The sequence below is a fragment of the Devosia sp. ZW T5_3 genome (genome assembly GCF_044987315.1).
In the GTDB taxonomy this organism is placed as follows: domain Bacteria; phylum Pseudomonadota; class Alphaproteobacteria; order Rhizobiales; family Devosiaceae; genus Devosia.
This window is the reverse complement of record NZ_JBJDRE010000013.1, coordinates 25,313-40,403: the sequence shown is the minus strand read 5'-3', so window position 1 is coordinate 40,403 and position 15,091 is coordinate 25,313. Positions and strand designations below refer to the sequence as shown.

Annotated in this window: 15 protein-coding genes and 2 tRNA genes; 8 read left to right on the top strand and 9 right to left on the bottom strand. The window is 62.7% G+C overall.

Going from position 1 to position 15,091, the window contains the following annotated elements; genetic code table 11:
• Positions 1-93 precede the first annotated feature (93 nt).
• Both ACI3KW_RS16355 and ACI3KW_RS16350 read right to left on the bottom strand, forming a co-directional pair.
• A complete protein-coding gene (locus ACI3KW_RS16355) occupies positions 94-1,746 on the bottom strand; it encodes a Na/Pi cotransporter family protein (RefSeq protein ID WP_404848956.1) in 1,653 nt (550 codons plus the stop codon).
• Between the two features lie 109 nt (positions 1,747-1,855).
• A complete protein-coding gene (locus tag ACI3KW_RS16350) occupies positions 1,856-2,722 on the bottom strand; it encodes a LysR substrate-binding domain-containing protein (protein WP_404848955.1) in 867 nt (288 codons plus the stop codon).
• A gap of 93 nt (positions 2,723-2,815) precedes the next feature.
• Here ACI3KW_RS16350 and ACI3KW_RS16345 point away from each other — a divergent pair, with 93 nt between their 5' ends.
• Positions 2,816-3,943 (top strand): phosphonoacetaldehyde reductase, encoded by a 1,128-nt coding sequence (locus tag ACI3KW_RS16345; RefSeq protein ID WP_404848954.1) that lies wholly within the window; start codon positions 2,816-2,818, stop codon positions 3,941-3,943.
• Between the two features lie 215 nt (positions 3,944-4,158).
• Here ACI3KW_RS16345 and ACI3KW_RS16340 read toward each other — a convergent pair whose 3' ends face one another.
• Positions 4,159-5,166 carry a bestrophin family protein gene (locus tag ACI3KW_RS16340; protein WP_404848953.1) on the bottom strand — a complete coding sequence of 336 codons (1,008 nt, stop codon included), beginning with the start codon at positions 5,164-5,166 and terminating at the stop codon, positions 4,159-4,161.
• Between the two features lie 172 nt (positions 5,167-5,338).
• Here ACI3KW_RS16340 and ACI3KW_RS16335 point away from each other — a divergent pair, with 172 nt between their 5' ends.
• The 4 genes from ACI3KW_RS16335 to ACI3KW_RS16320 all read left to right on the top strand — a co-directional run bounded on the left by ACI3KW_RS16335 (position 5,339) and on the right by ACI3KW_RS16320 (position 9,071).
• Positions 5,339-6,091: an SDR family oxidoreductase gene (locus tag ACI3KW_RS16335; protein ID WP_404848952.1), complete on the top strand. Its 753-nt coding sequence runs from the start codon at positions 5,339-5,341 to the stop codon at positions 6,089-6,091.
• An 11-nt stretch (positions 6,092-6,102) separates the two neighbouring features.
• Positions 6,103-6,567: a carboxymuconolactone decarboxylase family protein gene (locus ACI3KW_RS16330; protein ID WP_404848951.1), complete on the top strand. Its 465-nt coding sequence runs from the start codon at positions 6,103-6,105 to the stop codon at positions 6,565-6,567.
• Positions 6,557-7,420, top strand: a complete 864-nt coding sequence (locus ACI3KW_RS16325; RefSeq protein ID WP_262169377.1) for a sigma-70 family RNA polymerase sigma factor — start codon at positions 6,557-6,559, stop codon at positions 7,418-7,420. Before ACI3KW_RS16330 ends, ACI3KW_RS16325 begins: the two co-directional genes overlap by 11 nt.
• Positions 7,421-7,925: 505 nt before the next feature.
• Positions 7,926-9,071 carry a multidrug effflux MFS transporter gene (locus ACI3KW_RS16320; RefSeq protein ID WP_404848950.1) on the top strand — a complete coding sequence of 382 codons (1,146 nt, stop codon included), beginning with the start codon at positions 7,926-7,928 and terminating at the stop codon, positions 9,069-9,071.
• 260 nt (positions 9,072-9,331) lie between these two features.
• On the opposite strand, the gene ACI3KW_RS16315 is transcribed toward ACI3KW_RS16320, so the two are convergent.
• Positions 9,332-9,406, bottom strand: a tRNA-Gln gene (locus ACI3KW_RS16315).
• A gap of 167 nt (positions 9,407-9,573) precedes the next feature.
• Here ACI3KW_RS16315 and ACI3KW_RS16310 point away from each other — a divergent pair.
• A tRNA-Pro gene (locus ACI3KW_RS16310) sits at positions 9,574-9,650 on the top strand.
• Between the two features lie 65 nt (positions 9,651-9,715).
• On the opposite strand, the gene ACI3KW_RS16305 is transcribed toward ACI3KW_RS16310, so the two are convergent.
• On the bottom strand, positions 9,716-9,916 hold the full coding sequence (locus tag ACI3KW_RS16305) for a DUF2188 domain-containing protein (protein WP_113120827.1): 201 nt from the start codon (positions 9,914-9,916) through the stop codon (positions 9,716-9,718).
• 115 nt (positions 9,917-10,031) lie between these two features.
• Positions 10,032-10,646, bottom strand: a complete 615-nt coding sequence (locus ACI3KW_RS16300; RefSeq protein WP_113120828.1) for a biotin transporter BioY — start codon at positions 10,644-10,646, stop codon at positions 10,032-10,034.
• Between the two features lie 89 nt (positions 10,647-10,735).
• Here ACI3KW_RS16300 and ACI3KW_RS16295 point away from each other — a divergent pair, with 89 nt between their 5' ends.
• Complete coding sequence (locus ACI3KW_RS16295; RefSeq protein ID WP_404848949.1) at positions 10,736-11,650, top strand: MBL fold metallo-hydrolase; 915 nt, start codon at positions 10,736-10,738, stop codon at positions 11,648-11,650.
• A gap of 98 nt (positions 11,651-11,748) precedes the next feature.
• Here ACI3KW_RS16295 and ACI3KW_RS16290 read toward each other — a convergent pair whose 3' ends face one another.
• The 3 genes from ACI3KW_RS16290 to pdxH all read right to left on the bottom strand — a co-directional run bounded on the left by ACI3KW_RS16290 (position 11,749) and on the right by pdxH (position 13,999).
• Positions 11,749-12,564 carry a DUF1499 domain-containing protein gene (locus ACI3KW_RS16290; protein WP_404848948.1) on the bottom strand — a complete coding sequence of 272 codons (816 nt, stop codon included), beginning with the start codon at positions 12,562-12,564 and terminating at the stop codon, positions 11,749-11,751.
• Positions 12,565-12,637: 73 nt separating this feature from the next.
• Positions 12,638-13,357, bottom strand: coding sequence for a 5,6-dimethylbenzimidazole synthase (bluB, locus tag ACI3KW_RS16285; RefSeq protein ID WP_404848947.1), 720 nt, complete (start codon positions 13,355-13,357; stop codon positions 12,638-12,640).
• A gap of 18 nt (positions 13,358-13,375) precedes the next feature.
• On the bottom strand, positions 13,376-13,999 hold the full coding sequence (gene pdxH, locus ACI3KW_RS16280) for a pyridoxamine 5'-phosphate oxidase (RefSeq protein WP_404848946.1): 624 nt from the start codon (positions 13,997-13,999) through the stop codon (positions 13,376-13,378).
• Positions 14,000-14,094: 95 nt separating this feature from the next.
• Here pdxH and ACI3KW_RS16275 point away from each other — a divergent pair, with 95 nt between their 5' ends.
• Positions 14,095-15,027: a DnaJ C-terminal domain-containing protein gene (locus tag ACI3KW_RS16275; protein WP_404849056.1), complete on the top strand. Its 933-nt coding sequence runs from the start codon at positions 14,095-14,097 to the stop codon at positions 15,025-15,027.
• Positions 15,028-15,091 lie beyond the last annotated feature (64 nt).

Sequence of the window (15,091 nt, the reverse complement as noted above, 5' to 3'; positions counted from 1 at the left end):
ATTGTGTTGCTTCGGTTCCCAAACTGTTTGAACCCAGCGGCTCCATTTGGAAAATCGCATTTCTGAATTGAACCTATAGGCCAAAGCTATAGCTTAATTCACCTTGGAGAGGCGGCTCTCCAGTAGATCCCCGCTTTCGGTCAGAATGGGGTAGGCGACAGTGACCAGCAGCGAGTTGATTTCCTTGAACCCGCGAGCAATCTCGAGATGCATGCCACTGGTCTCGATACTCTCGGGAGTTCCGGACTGCAGGCGTTTCAGATGCTCGCTATAACTATGGCGGTGCAGCCGCCGCATCCGTTCCTTTTCAACGACAAGCTGACGCGCCGACGGAAGATCCCGGGTTACGAGCAGGTTAAGCGCGAGGTGCATGTTCTCGATCAGTCGTTCATGCAACGCGACCAGCTCTGCCCACCCCTCGGCGGAAAAGCGCCAGTTCTTGTCGAGACGCTCCTGCGCCAGCACGAGCAGGTTCTTTGCGATGACGTCACCGACATGTTCGAGGTTGATGGCGAAGTCGGTCAGCTCGATGCTGCGCTTGGCTTCCTGCACGCTCATCTGCCCTCGATTGAGTTCGGCAAGGTAGAGTTTGATGGCGGTATGGGTGTGGTTGACGGCCTCGTCCATTTCGCGCACGCGCAGGATGGCTGCTCGGTCGCCCGCTCGTATCAACTCCGTGACCGGCCGCACCATCACCTCGACCAGCTCGCCCATGCGCAGCAATTCGCGCGTCGCACTGGCAAGCGCCAGATGCGGCGTGCCGATGACCGAGCGATCGAGCGCGCTGACCCGATGCGCCGTCCCAGCAACGGGGCGGTCCGGCAGCAACCGACAGGTTAGATCGCCCACGATCCGCACCAGTGGCAGGCTGACCAACGCCAGAGCGGCATTGAACAGAAGATGGAAATTGACCAGCGCCGCGCCGGGATCGGCCCCCAGCGCCTGCATCGACAAGCCGCTGGTATTGATGACGGCAAGGGCCAGAACGGCCCCTGTCGCACGAAAGAGCAGATTTCCCATCGGGAGGCGTTGCGCCGCGACTGGCATGCCGCGCGATAACCAGACGGCGATCAGTCCGCCACCGAGATTGGCACCGAGGACAAGCGGAACGCCCGCCTCTAGCGGGATCAGCCCCTGGGCGGCCAGGGCCGACACCATGAGGATAGCGGCCACACTCGAATGCACAAGCCAGGTAAACAGGGCGCCAATCAGGAACGCCGTCAAATAGTCGTCGGCCAGATAAGCGGATAGCGACGGCAACATGGCGCTGTTGCGCAATGGCCCGGTGGCCGCCGCGATGAGTTGCAGCGACAAAAGAACCAAGCCTATGCCCAATACCATCCGGCCGGCCTCGCGGACCCGTTCGCCCGACAGCTTGAGGTGCATGACGCCGCCGGCGAACAGGAAAACCGGTACCAGCCAGCCCAGATCAAATGTCAGAATTCGCACGACAAGGGCCGAACCAAGATCGGCGCCGAGCAGCAGCGCCAATCCCGTCGGCGTTGCCAGAATTCCACTCGCCGCAAATCCGCAGGCGAGCATGGCAACCGCGGTCGAACTTTGCAGCATGACTGCCATGGCCAGGCCACCGCCTGCCGCTGCCAGCTGGCCCCGCTTGGCCTGTCCGAGCATGCTGCGCAGGGTGTGGCCGAAGGCCAATTCCATACCCATGCGCACCATGTGTACGGCGTAAAGCAACAGCATGGTGGCGCCGGCCATATGGAGCAGGATGAGCGAGAAGTGCATGGGCTTGCCTTTGCAGACTGGCCCGATGTCATGCCCCGCTCGCTTGCGGGTCAATTAGTTAGTTTCAATGCATCAATAGCTTGGCTCTATGCATTGCGGGCAAGTGCGTTCAGGGCTGCAGCACGGAATGCATGAATGCCTCGATCTTGGGCGAATGACGCCGCTCCAACAGGCAGGCCAGTCGGTATTCGGTTTGAATGACCGCATCGGCAATGTGGACAGTCTTGAGATGGGGGTGTGGCACAAACTCAAAATCCGCGACAACCCCAATGCCCAGTCCCTGCTCGACTGCCTTCCACACGCCTTCTCGGCTACCAATCTCGAGCAGCGGCTCAATCGGCACACCAGCCTGCCGCGCGGCAGTTTCGAACGCACGACGCGTGGTCGATCCGGTTTCGCGCAGGATCAGTGGCTGGCCGGCGAGCTCAGCCATTGTGATACTCTGGCGATCATACCAGGGGTGTTGCGAATTGACGAACGCGACGACTTCGTGCGTGGCGAAAGCCACCGAATAGATCCGAGGGTCCTCGACCACATGGGCAAGGATCGCCACGTCCGATTCCAGTTCCAGAATTCTATCCAGCGTCTGGTCGGAATTGCCCAGCAGCATGCTGACTTTTATCGAGGGGTACTTTGCGAGGAACCGCGCCACCATCTCGGTGGCATGAAACGGTCCCACCGCCGCCACCCGCAACTGGCCGGTGGTCAATTGCCCGCTGCTGAGCAAAAGTTCCTCGGCCTCGCCATGCAGGCTCATGATCCGTCGGGTGATATCGAACAGCGCGGCACCCGTTTCCGTCAGCTCTACACGACGGCCGCGGCGCACGAGAAGTTCCACGCCGTAGCGCTCTTCAAGCTCTTTGACCTGGGTGGTGACGGTCGGCTGGCTGATATTCAAAGCACCAGCTGCGGCCGTGAAGCCGCGGTTTTCGGCGACGGCATGGAAGGAGCGAAGGTGAGTAAATACTATAGCCACAGCCTATGATAATCCGCAAAAATTTGTATTAGTCAATGGATTGAATTTTCGACAGTTTCCTCTGGCCCAACGAAATCAGGTCAGGAATTTGCCGTGTGGTCGTATCGAAATCCCGTTGATGTTCGCTTTGGCCGCGGCAGTTTTGCAATGCTCGCGGACGCTATCGGCGGCCGCAGCTATGCGCTCGTGACCTATGGCGAGCCATATTTCCGCACGCTCTCGGCCGAGCTCAAAGCCAAGGCGGGCGCCCCGGTATTGGTCATCGACGATATCGCGCCAAACCCCGATATTTTGCTGCTTGAAGCGCAGGCGGGACGGTTCGCCGGGCTGAGTACACCGCCCGAGGTCGTGGTCGCGCTCGGCGGCGGTTCAGTCATCGACTCTGCCAAGGTCTTTGCTGCAGCGCGGGGCGACTTCGGCGTGGTCGACGCCTATCTCAACAAGCGCGCTGGCGCCGAGACGGTAAAGCCTTTGCCCCTGATCGCCGTCCCCACCACGGCCGGCACTGGCAGCGAAGTCACCTGCTGGGGCACGATCTGGGACAATGCCGCCGGCCTCAAATATTCGCTGGCCCATCCGGGTCTCTATCCCGAAGTCGCACTCGTCGACCCTGACCTCATGATCGGCAAGCCGCGCGACCTGACCATCCAGACGGGCCTCGACGCCTTGTCCCACGCGCTGGAGAGCCTGTGGAACCGCAATGCCAATCCGGTGTCGATGGCGCATGCCGTTGCTGCCGCCAAAGGCGTGCTCTCGACATTGCCTCTTCTGGCCAATGATCTGCGCAACCCCCAATTGCGGGACCACATGGCGCGTGCCGCAACGCTGGCCGGTTTTGCCTTTTCAAACACCAAGTCGGCAATCGCGCATTCCCTGTCCTACCCCATCACGCTGCGTTACGGCGTACCGCACGGGATAGCCTGTTCCTTCTCGCTGCCGATGATCATGCGCGGCGTGGAGGGGGACGGCGGTCTGTGCGCCGAGGGCCTGCACGCCATCTTTGGCGGCGACATCGGAAACGCAGCCAATCAGCTGGCGGCAACCTTGACCAAGCTGGGCGTCGCCACCAACCACAGCCATTACGGCATTGACGATGTGGAATGGCGGACGCTGATTGACCTCGCCTTCGACGGCGAACGTGGCCAGAACTTCACTGGCAGCCGCGAAAAACTCCTGGCGGTGGCGGGATTCGCCGAGGACATACGCAGGGCGACCGCGTGACAGGCCGCTTAGAAGCCTACTTAACCTGAAGCTGCCATTGGTTGTGTGAGGCAAACTGAGTGCGAATGCCGGCTCCGCCGCCAGTGCGATAATACGAGACGTCCACAATACCGGCGCCACCCCGATCTGTAGCCAAGACCCAAGAGGTCGGCTGCCCGCGTTCCTCGACGTCAGCCAACCACCGTCGGCGTAGTTGCTCGGCTGCGCCCCTGCGTCTATGTGGCAATGCCATTGCGAGGGAGCAGCGGCGCGGGCAGTTCCGTCTCGCCCATGGCGGCGCGCAGTTCGATCTCGATCTCACGACAGATCTGGGAGATCGGCACGTCGTTCGCGCCGCCCTCGAACGGATTTGATGTACTCTCGCCCACTTGGTCGAGCGACATATACATCCAGCCCAGCAGCGCGCTGAACGGAATGGTCAGCCAGATGGAAATCACGCTCCACACGCCACCAAGCTTGCTCATCTCCGCAAAGACCGGCACGGCGCCGAACGGCAGCAGCGTGCAGAAAATGGCTACGAACATCGCGCTGACAATGGCATATTGGCGCGGATAGGGGCTGTTCTTGATGCGGTCGCAGCGTGCCTGCTGGTCATGGAAATCCCGCATCAGCTTGAGCAGTTCGGCATAGACCTGCGGCGGCAGGCGGGCGTCGCGGAACAGAAGATTGATCTGGTACCCTTGACTGTCGAGCAGCTGCAACGGCGCAGCCAGCATGCCATTGGCGAGTATCTTTGCGGCCGCCTCCTTGCCTAGCAATGTCTCCAATTCATGGGTCAGCGACGTCGTATCCTCGACGATGTGATACCGCTTGCGAAATTCCGCATTGGCCTTGCGGCCCATCGACTCCCAGGGCATCGGCCGGCGCAGGCAATGGCGCAGTGCGGTCATCCAGGCGATGTGCCGGTAGACCAGCACGCGCATGGTTGGCTCATCGGTGAAATCGGCGCAGAACCGGGACAGCATGCGGCTGCTCGCCGATATCTGCGCAAAGGCCTGCAGGGCCTCCGCACTTCGCACCAGCACTTGCGAGTTCTTGAAACCGGCCATCAGCGAAACCGTCGTGCCGAGCACCACGACAATCGGCCAGGGCACGGAGAAGCCGGCAATGGAGGGGATGTTGTAGACCCCGATCGCACACAGGCTCACCGCCACCATGAACACTATGCTGCCGCGAGACCACAGCGCGAATTCGATTGGTCTATAGGATCTTCCGACATGCATGGGATGCCCCGTACTCAAGGTTGCTGCATCCAGGACGAAACCGCCGCCAGCAGTGTGACATGCCAGGCGCAGAATCTTTTTGCCGCCCATGTCACAACCGGTCCGCGTCATCTCGTCTTGCTGCTGAAGACGCTGCCAATCGCGGCCCGGCGTCAATCAGCAGGACAAGACTATGAAGATCCTCGTCATCGGCGGCACCGGCCTTATCGGCTCCAAGACCGTGCGCCTTCTTCTCGAGCGCGGCCATGAAGTCATTTCCGCCTCCCCCAGTTCTGGCGTCAACACCATCACCGGCGAGGGCCTGGCCCAGGCCATGGCCGGAACGGATGTGGTGCTGGACCTGGCCAATTCACCCTCCTTCGAGGATGCGGCCGTGCTCGAATTCTTCCAGACGGCGGGGCGCAACCTGCTGGCCGCGGAAGAAGCCGCAGGCGTTCGCCATCACGTCGCGCTCTCGGTGGTGGGCACGCAGGACCTTGACGAAAGCGGCTATTTCCGCGGCAAACAGGCACAGGAAGCCCTGATAAAAGCCTCGCCCATCCCCTATACCATCGTGCATTCGACCCAGTTTTTCGAGTTCCTCGGGGGCATCGCCAAGTCGGCCGGCGCCGAGGGCACCATCACGCTCTCGACCGCCTTCATCCAGCCTATCGCATCCCCCGACGTTGCGGCGGTCATGGCCGATGTCGCTCTCGGCGCTCCGCTCAATGCTACTCTCGAAATCGCCGGTCCGGACAAGGTGCGCATGTCTGAGCTGCTGAGCCGGTATCTGCGCGATGTCGGCGACACCCGCGCCGTAATCGGCAGCCCGGACGCCCCCTATTTCGGCGCCCGCCTCGCCGATGACACCCTGCTGCCGCGCGGTACGGCCCGCCTCGGCACCGTTGGCTATACCGACTGGCTCGCCAGCCAGACGCCGCGCTGAGGAGCACTACGATGAAAGCACGATTGGACGATCACCTCGCCAAGGCGCCTGCCGCGATCAAGGCCTTGATGGCTCTTGAAGCCGCGCTCAAGGGGAGTAGTCTTGAAACGGGATTGCTGGAGCTGGTCAAGCTGCGCGCCTCGCAAATCAATGGCTGCGCCTATTGCATCCATATGCACGCCACCTCGCTGCGCAAATCGGGTGAAAGCGACATGCGACTCTACCTGCTGGATGCCTGGCGCGAGGCGCCACACTACTCGGCACGCGAGCGAGCAGCCCTGGCCTGGACGGAGCGCCTCACGCGGCTATCGGAAACCGATATCGAGGAGGCTGAGTATGAAATCCTCGAGGCCGCCTTCACGCCGGAGGAACAAGTCAACCTGACGCTGGCGATCGGCGCCATCAATGTGTGGAACCGCCTGCAGGTCGGCTTTGCCGTGCCCCCGCCCTTCCCCGAGGATACACATGGCGCCTGAGCAGGCTTCAGATCTGTTCGAGACGCACCGGCCCCGGCTGGTGCGTCTGGGCTATCGCATGCTCGGTGGCCGCGCCGCTGCCGAGGATATCGTGCAGGATGCCTGGCTGCGCTGGTCCAACACCGATCAGTCCGCGGTCAACAATGTGGGTGCCTTCCTCACCCGCATCGTCACCCGGCTCTGCCTCGATGAGCTGAAATCGGCCCGCGCCCGGCGCGAACTCTATGTCGGCAGCTGGCTGCCTGAACCCATCATCGAGCCGGAAGAACCGGGTATCGACACCGACGAGCTGACCATGACGCTCATGCTCGCGCTCGAACGTCTGTCGCCGCTCGAACGCGCCGCCTTCCTGCTGCACGATGTCTTCGGCCAGCCGCTCGAGGAGATTGCAACGACGCTTGGCCGCGACGCGCCCGCGGTGCGCCAGCTTGCCTCGCGCGCCCGAAAGCACGTGCAGCAGGCTCGCCCCCGTTTCCCCGTCGCCCGGGAGGATGGCGACCGTATTGCCCAGGCCTTCTTCTCCGCCGCCCATTCGGGCGATGTCACCGCATTGCGGGCTCTGCTGGCCGACGATGTCGTGCTGCATTCGGACGGCGGGGGCAAGGTTTTCGCCTTCCTGCGCCCCATTATCGGCCTGGAGCATGTGCTGCGCATGTATGGCGGTCTCTACCGCAAGCTGGGCCCCGACTGGACCCAGTTCATCCGCCCGGCCTGGATCGATGGCTTACCCGGCTATGTCAGCCGCGAACGGGGCGCTATCCTGCAGACCACGGCCTTTGCCATCGAAAACGGCAAGATCACCGCCATCTACATGATCCGCAATCCCGACAAGCTCACCCATATCGGCGGCTGAACTATCCGCCGAACGCGACAACCCGCTGGCCATGTCGAAATGCCTCACCTTGCGCGAGCTCACAATCGCCCAAATGGTGGCAGTCGCGCTGGGGCTTAGCGAGCGTCACGGCCCCTCATTGAAGGCCGCTTTGGCGTCAGCGCCAGCCTCCCATCTGTGGACGCCCGTGGCACATCGATGGCGTCGGGGCGTCCACCCATCAGCCCACTCAAGTCGTCGTTTGCGGCCGCGCTCGAACGACTGGAATGGGACAACTCGCAGCCCAACGGCTCCTGACCCCATATCGGTCCTGCCAGACAACGCACTGGAAGCGCCAGGGTGAACCTCGCGCCAGAGTGGTTACGCCACCCATTGCGGAGCGAATGATCCTATGCAATTTTGTGTGGGTAGCGACCGCACGATCCAAGGCTGGTCTGGACGGTCATGTCGCTGCCGGTAGGTGCACGAATTATCTAGCATAGCTGGTCTGGGACGACGCGAACTCGTCCTGCTTGTTGCGGCCCTTATGGGTCTCAGTTCCATTGCTCTCGACAGCATGCTCGCCGCGCTGCCTGATATAGGTCGCGCGATGCAGACAACTGCGCCCAATCTGGCGCAGTTGACCGTTGGCGTATTCCTCCTGGGTGCAGCCATCTCGGCGTTCTTTGTCGGGCCGGTTGCTGACGCCTATGGACGCCGGCTGCCGATCCTGACTGGGCTGACATTGTTCGTGGTCGCTAGCCTACTGGCTCCATTCGCACAAAGCATGGAAATGCTGCTTGCTCTTCGCCTCGTCCAGGGTATCGGCGTTGGCACGACACGGCTTTCCCAAGCCGTGTTGCGGGATCATTACTCCGGCAGTGAAATGGCTGAAGCCATGTCACTCTCGCTGATGGCCTTTCTCATACTCCCCGTTGTTGCTCCCCTGATTGGTCAGGGCATATTGGTTGTTGCGGGCTGGCAGGCGATCTTTCTGACGATGGCCGCACTTGGGACGGCTGTGCTCGCCTGGACGTGGCTCAAGTTGCCCGAGACGCTGGCCGCGGAGGACCGGCGGCCTCTCAGTTTGGCATCAATCTGGGCGGGCCTGGGCATCATCACACGCGACCGCAACGCCGTTGGCTACGGCTTGGCCGCCATGTTCCTGCTTGGTGCCCTTTATGGCTTTATCGCAACGACCCAGCCAGTCTATGGCGAAGCATTCGGTCTGGGCGGGTTTTTCCCGTTCGCCATGGCGGCAACCGCCATTGTCCAGTCGGGTGCGGCCTTCGTCTGTTCCCGTCTCATCCGCCGCTTCGGTGCGCCTGCCATTGGGCTGACCGCCCTGTCGTCTTATGTTGGATTTGCGGCTGTGCTGGTGCTGATGCACTCTCTTGGGATGCTGCCGTTCTGGCTGTTTTTCCTGCTGGTCACTGCAATGATGGCAATGTTTACCTGGGCCGACGCTACCCTGGGCGCGCTCTCGATGGAGAACTTGGGCAAGGTTGCCGGCACCGCGGCGTCGGCATTTGGCGCTATCCAGGCGCTCGGGGCCACGCTGCTCGGTTCGCTCATTGGGCAGGGTTATGATGGGACACCTAAGTCCTTCGTTTGGGGGGCGCTCATTCTGGGGACATTCTCGCTGCTGGCAATTGCCTGGGCGCGAGGTGCGGCTCAGGCGAGCAAGCTATGAACACCTCTTAAGGCAGCCAATGTGGGTATAGATCTTGTGGATCATCATCCCGTTTACAGGCTGGAAGCTCGTTGAATACGAAATCGTCCAGCGAGGGAATGTTCTTTACTCAATCCGCTATCAGCCGCCTCGGGCCGCCGTGATAGGTGACCATGGCTTGCTTCAGAGCAGCATGTAACACACCCATGTAATACAGCGGGCTTCCGCTGCGGCGCGACTCCTGACCGGAATCCAGCGTTTTCAACAACTTAGCGGAAATCTGGCTGGGGTACTAGGATTCGAACCTAGGAATGCCGGTACCAAAAACCGGTGCCTTACCGCTTGGCGATACCCCAACTGGGGCGGTTCGTACACGGTTTGGGGGCGCTTCGCAACATGGCTGGAAGGGTGTTGAAAAACGCGTGTGGAGGCGCTTGTGTGCTGCCGGAAGCATCGCTATAAAGCGCCCAATCACGACATGGCGCCCGCACGGCGCCGCAGACCCGATTGTCGCGATCCCTGACGGAGTATAGCGCAGCCTGGTAGCGCACCTGCTTCGGGAGCAGGGGGTCGAGTGTTCGAATCACTCTACTCCGACCAATAGAACCGGGCGTCTCCGAGAGATCGGCGGCGCCCGGTTTGTTTTGCCGACACAGTTCCCGACACTATTTCGGCCGCCACACCGTTTCGCTGCGCATATCGGCGTCGCGCACCACCACTTCGATATCGCCGTCACCCGAGGCCTGGGCCTGCTGGATGGCGGCGTCGATGGCCGCTTGCTTGGATGTATAGGGCCCCACCAGTGCACCCTTGAAGCTATAGTGCCAGGCGCGGTCCTGTTCGGCGACGACATAGTGATTGGCCATTTTGCCCTCCGGCCCATCAACGCGCCGGAAGCCTGCACGTTGCCGCCAATCGCCCTCGCGCCAACAAAAAAGCCGGCCCACACGGGCCGGCTTTTTCAATTCGATTGGAGAGGGATCAGCGCTTCTTGCCGAACAGGCCCCAGGCGCCGGTCACGGTCAAGGCCGCCAGGGCCATTTTGAGCACGTCCCAGATGATGAAGGGCTGCACGGCCTTGGCGAAGGCGGAGCCCACCACATTGGCCTGGTCGATCCAGCCGGCCTGGCCGGACATGGCGAGCAGCCAGGCAAAGCCGAGTGCGAACATCACCGCGCCGCCGGCCAGCATGGCGGCGAACAGGGTCAGCGGCTTGCCCGAAGCGCCGCGATCGGCGGCAAAGCCGATAATGGCGGCCATGGCGAGGAAGCCGAACAGGAACCCGCTAGTGGGGCCAACGAGATAGGCAAGGCCACCGCCGAGCGCGAAAACCGGCAGGCCAAGCGCGCCTTCAACCAGGTAGAGCGCGACGGTAGCAACCCCGATACGGGCGCCAAAAGCGGCAGCCAGCGCAGCAACGGCAAAGCTCTGCAGCGTCACCGGCACAGGCCAGACCGGCACATTGATCTTGGCGCAAATGGTCAGCAGCAGCGTGCCGAGCACGACCGTGGCGAGAGTGGACGCCAGCTTGGCAGCGTCGCCCTTGGGCTGGAATACGCCGAGCAGCGTGTTGGGCGTGGTCAAAGTCACGGCCATTTCATACCTTCCATGCTTCAAATCAAAGCGCCGCCCGTCCGGGGCGCGCATTACTCCTGACTTCTTAGTCCCTCGACAAAGCCAGCGCAATGACCAGACCAGCCCCCTCCCCGGCCTATGACAAGAGCTTTGCGCCGCGAACCGGCCAGCCGGTCAGCGTGGCGCCGGGCCTTGTCCGCATCACCGCGCCCAATGCCAGCCCCTATACGTTCACCGGCACCAATAGCTTCCTCGTCGGCCACGAACGGCTGGCTTTGCTCGACCCGGGCCCGGAAGACGAAGCCCATATCGCCGCGCTCATATCGGCCATTGCCGGTCGCCCGGTCGATTTCATCATCCTCACCCATACCCATCGCGACCATAGCGCGCTGGCCCGGCGCATGGCGTCCATGCTTGCGGCGCCGCTGTGGTTTGGCGGCCCGCATCGGCTGTCGCGCCCGCTGCGCCGTTTCGAGCGCAATCCGATTCGCAATTCCTGCGATTGGGATCTGGTGCCCGACCGCACGATCATCGATGGCGAGGTCATCGCCGCCGGCGATATCGAACTCACGGTCCACGCCACGCCGGGCCATTGCGCCAATCACCTGGCTTTTGGCCTCACCGGCACGGATATCCTGCTCAGCGGCGACCACATCATGGGCTGGAATTCCACGCTGGTCAGCGTGCCCGATGGCTCGATGGCCGATTATCTGGCCTCGCTGGAAAAGGTCATCGCCCTGCCCTATCGCCGCTATGTCCCCGCCCATGGCGGCCCCATCGCCGATGGCCCGGTCTATGCCAAGACCTTGTTGGCGCATCGGCAATGGCGGAACGATCAGACCCTTGCCGCCGTCAGGGCGGGCGCGCGCAGCATCGGCGCGGTGGTGAAGGCGATCTATCCGACCCAGCCGCTCATGGTGCGGCGGGCGGCGGCCATGACCATCAAAGCGCATGTGGAATATCTGGAGGCGCAGGGATTGTTGCGGGTGCACCGGGGATGGTTTGGAACGCGGCTGGAGGCGTAGCCCCAGTCCTCACTCCGATCCCACATCCAACCACGCAGGTTCCCGCCTGCGCGGCAATGACACCGCGTATGGGGTGGGTGTGGGCAGTAAGCGCCCAGCTAATTCACCGGCACCGCCAGCGGCGCCGTCTCCGCCTCGCCCTCCACCGGCTCCACCACCGGATTATCCCGCAGCAACACTGTTACCGCGTCATCCAGTGCAATCAGAAATTCCTCGATCCGCTGCCCGTTGGAGCCGAAATCGTGCAGCGCATTGAGCGAGGCCGAGCGCATGTCGACACGCGAACCCTCCGCAATGGGCGTCACCCGCAGCACCGCCTCCTCCCGCCAACCCGGCAAGGTCATGGCCTGCGCATTGATCCGGCCGGGGCTATCGGCAGCGGGTTCGCGCAGCAGCCGCACGTCCCAGCCGCGATCGGCCACCATGCGTTCGAGCATGGCAAAGGTCTGCTCGGGGGCCAGCGGATAGGTGCGCATCTGCGCATTGGGGAAAATCGCCGCCTGTTGCGCTGGCGTCAGCAGCCTGGGCGCCGGCATGGCGGCCGTTCCCGGCTCGAATACCAGCGGTAGGGCCCCACGCTCGGTGGTGGCCATGTCGGTCGCCGGCGGATAGCGCAGGGCCAGGCTCCCATACCAGCCAAACGGGGCCAGACACACCAAGGCCAGCGCCAGCCCGGCCAGCGCCTTGCCCCAGCCCTGGTCGCCCGTATGCCACAGCCGGGCCAATGCGATCAGCGAGATCAGCAAGGCGAACAGCGCCACCAACCCAGCCAGCAGCACCGCCACCAGAAACAGATCGCCGGTAATGAACCGCTCGCGATGCAGCAGCACCGGGATCACCACCAGCGGCAGGGCCAGCGTGCCCAGGCGTCGCGCCCAGATAGCCCATCTCGATGTCCGGATCAGAATGCGCAACTTGCCGCCGTCAGTTCAGTTCGCTGCGCATGGTAACGCCAAGGTCTTGCGGGAGTTTGAAGATCGGCCGCGGCTAGCCGGACAAGGTCCTGGCGATCTGCTTTAGTTCGGCCTCACCCTCGCCGCCAAAACAATCGCTCATGATCAGGTCGGCCAGCGGCAGGCGCGTGCCCCAGCCAACCCGCTCGAGATCGGGCTTATTGGAAAAGCCATGCACCGGTCCGACGCAGAGATAGGCAATGGGCACGACATGGTCGGGCATGCCCAGCAGGCGCTGCAGAGCCGGCGTATCCACAATGCTCACCCAGCCCACGCCAATGCCTTCCGCCCGCGCCGCCAGCCAGAAATTCTGCACGGCACAGACGGTGCTGTAGAGGTCCATTTGCGGGTTGTGCCAGCGGCCGAGCGGCGAGTTCCGGCTACGATTTCGGTCACAGGTCACGCAGATATTGACCGCGCTTTCGCAGATGCCTTCCAGCTTCAGCTTGGCATAAAGCGCCCGCCGGTCCGCTTCGATCTGGGGCAGTTCCTGCTGGCGCGCCGCCAGGAACAGCTCGCGCATGGCCTGCCGGCGCGCCATGTCGCGGATAATGATGAAGTTCCAGGGCTGCATATAGCCCACCGAGGGCGCGTGATGGGCAGCATTGAGCAGCCGCGCCAGCACGGCATCGTCCAATGGCGCCGTGCTGAACTGGCTGCGCACATCGCGACGGCCGAAAATTGCCTGATAAACGGCGTCTCGCGCCAGATCGTCAAATGCGTTATGGCCCGCCGGATCGTGTGTTTCGCTCATGGGTTTGCGGCCGAATCCCTATGGATAGAGCCGTGTACTCACCCAGTGCGCACCCTCGCGGACAAACCGCACCCGGTCATGCAGACGATATTGCCCGTCTTTCCAGAATTCAAACACTTGCGGGACCACCCGGAAGCCCGACCAATGCGCCGGCCGCGTTACCGGCCCTTCGCCCACTTCGGCGGTCAACGCATCCACGCGCGCCGACAATTCTGCACGGCTGGCCAGCGGCCGCGATTGCGCCGATGCCGACGATGCGATCTGGCTCCCCCTGGCGCGCGAAGCGAAATAGGCATCGGCCTCTTGCGGCGTCACCACTTCCACATTGCCGCGAATCCGCACCTGCCGGCGCAGCGATTTCCAGTGCATCAGCAGCGCCGCCTTTCGGTGCGCCAGCAATTGGCGGCCCTTGTCGCTTTCGAAATTGGTGAAGAAGCAAAAGCCGCTGGCATCGCGGGCATTGAGCAGTACCATGCGGGCATCGGGCATGCCCTCATCGTCGACTGTCGCCAATGCCATGGCGTGGGGATCGTTCGGCTCGGCCTCCTGGGCCAGGGCGTACCATTCCTCAAACACGGCAAAAGGGTCGAGATCGGCCCGGTCGCCGTCGTCGAACAGGCGTTCGGTGAGGGTTTGCAACATCTCTATGCACCCAAAAACTGGACAAGGCGGGGGGTGGTCGCCATATAGGACGGGAAACCTTGGCGAAGCAACGCCAGACTCATTGAATGGACCAGATGCGCGATCCCTATACCGTGCTTGGGGTGCCACGTTCGGCGAGCGAGAAGGACATCAAGTCCGCCTATCGCAAACTCGCCAAGAAGTATCACCCCGACCAAAATCCCGATGATACCTCAGCGCACGGCAAGTTTGCCGAGGCGACCAATGCCTATGACCTGCTGACCAATGCGGAAAAGCGCGCCCAGTTTGACCGGGGCGAGATCGATGCCGACGGCAATCCCAAATTTGCCGGCTTCAATCCGGGCGCCGCACGTGGCGGCCGTTCCAGCCAGGGCGGGTTCTCGGCCGAGGACATTCTCAAGGAATTTATGAGCGGCTTTGGCGGCCAGCCTCGCGGTGGTGCCGGTCGCGGCCCGGCCGGTGGCGCCCAATGGGACCCCTTTGCCGGCGCAGCCGCTGGCGGCGCACGAGGCGCACCCAAGGGCGATGACGTCGTCGTCACTGCGGCCGTCTCGCTCGAGGATGCCCACAAGGCCGCGTCGATCCCCGTGCGCATGCCCTCGGGCAAGGTGCTGTCGGTCAAGCTTCCCGAAAAGGTCGAGGAAGGCCAGCAGATCCGCCTCAAGGGCCAGGGCAATCCCAATCCCTTCGGCGAGCCGGGCGATGCCCTGGTTACCGTGCGCTTTGAAAAATCCAAGCAATTCCGCCGCGACGGCGCGGACCTGCGCACCGATGTCCCCATCACGCTCTACGAAGCCGTGCTGGGCACCAAGGTGCGCGTCCCCACGCTCGACGGATCGGTCGAACTCACCCTGCCCCCCGGCGTCGACACCGCCAAATCCCTCCGCCTCAAAGGCAAGGGCCTCCATGGCGGCGGCGACCTCTATGTGAACCTGAAAGTCGTGCTACCCCCCGGCGGCGACGCGGATCTCGAAGCCCTGGCAAGATTCATGCGCGATCAGAAGCCGTATAAGGTGCGGGACAACTAGCCCACCCACAGAGCCCCCCTCGCCCCTTGTGGGAGAGGGACGGCATTTCTGCGTTCAGCAGAAA

What these genes read in the sequence shown, in the direction of transcription:
- ACI3KW_RS16355 (WP_404848956.1), bottom strand. Translation starts at nt 1,746, where the DNA reads ATGCACTTCTCGCTCATCCTGCTCCATATGGCCGGCGCCACCATGCTG.
- ACI3KW_RS16340 (WP_404848953.1), bottom strand. Translation starts at nt 5,166, where the DNA reads ATGCATGTCGGAAGATCCTATAGACCAATCGAATTCGCGCTGTGGTCT.
- ACI3KW_RS16335 (WP_404848952.1), top strand. Translation starts at nt 5,339, where the DNA reads ATGAAGATCCTCGTCATCGGCGGCACCGGCCTTATCGGCTCCAAGACC.
- ACI3KW_RS16330 (WP_404848951.1), top strand. Translation starts at nt 6,103, where the DNA reads ATGAAAGCACGATTGGACGATCACCTCGCCAAGGCGCCTGCCGCGATC.
- ACI3KW_RS16325 (WP_262169377.1), top strand. Translation starts at nt 6,557, where the DNA reads ATGGCGCCTGAGCAGGCTTCAGATCTGTTCGAGACGCACCGGCCCCGG.
- ACI3KW_RS16320 (WP_404848950.1), top strand. Translation starts at nt 7,926, where the DNA reads ATGGGTCTCAGTTCCATTGCTCTCGACAGCATGCTCGCCGCGCTGCCT.
- ACI3KW_RS16305 (WP_113120827.1), bottom strand. Translation starts at nt 9,916, where the DNA reads ATGGCCAATCACTATGTCGTCGCCGAACAGGACCGCGCCTGGCACTAT.
- ACI3KW_RS16300 (WP_113120828.1), bottom strand. Translation starts at nt 10,646, where the DNA reads ATGGCCGTGACTTTGACCACGCCCAACACGCTGCTCGGCGTATTCCAG.
- ACI3KW_RS16295 (WP_404848949.1), top strand. Translation starts at nt 10,736, where the DNA reads ATGACCAGACCAGCCCCCTCCCCGGCCTATGACAAGAGCTTTGCGCCG.
- bluB (WP_404848947.1), bottom strand. Translation starts at nt 13,357, where the DNA reads ATGAGCGAAACACACGATCCGGCGGGCCATAACGCATTTGACGATCTG.
- pdxH (WP_404848946.1), bottom strand. Translation starts at nt 13,999, where the DNA reads ATGTTGCAAACCCTCACCGAACGCCTGTTCGACGACGGCGACCGGGCC.
- ACI3KW_RS16275 (WP_404849056.1), top strand. Translation starts at nt 14,095, where the DNA reads ATGCGCGATCCCTATACCGTGCTTGGGGTGCCACGTTCGGCGAGCGAG.